The organism is Chimaeribacter californicus (assembly GCF_002858675.1).
Taxonomy (GTDB): domain Bacteria; phylum Pseudomonadota; class Gammaproteobacteria; order Enterobacterales; family Enterobacteriaceae; genus Chimaeribacter; species Chimaeribacter californicus.
Genome location: NZ_PJZF01000124.1, coordinates 1 through 362, shown reverse-complemented (window position 1 = coordinate 362; position 362 = coordinate 1). Strand labels below are relative to the sequence as shown.

Genomic DNA, 362 nt, shown 5'->3' with positions numbered 1-362 from the left:
AATCGGCAGGATACGCCCCAGCGCCACGCCCTGATCCATATGCAGGATCGCGGCGTAACCAATGGAGAGCGGGATCGCCCCCTCCCCTACCCCACCGGCCATGATCGGCAGAATCAGGAAGAAGAAGGTCTGGAACGGGTCCAGCCCCAACGCGAACCCGGCCGCCATCCCCACCAGCATCCCCACCAGCTCGCCACACAGCATCGGCACAAAAATCCGCAGGAAGCCCTGGATCAGCACCTCGCGGTTCATGCTCATGATGCTGCCGACAATAATGCAGCAGATGTAGAGATAGAGGATGTCAGTGGACTTATAGAAGCTGATAGTGGCGTTCACCACTACGTCCGGCAGCAGGCCGTAAT

The 362-nt window shown here is 59.4% G+C and carries 1 protein-coding gene; it reads right to left on the bottom strand.

The window, feature by feature from the left end:
- Window positions 1-362, bottom strand: a 362-nt coding sequence (locus tag CYR55_RS23215; RefSeq protein WP_175580839.1) for a 2-hydroxycarboxylate transporter family protein, incomplete at both ends; no start/stop codon positions are given.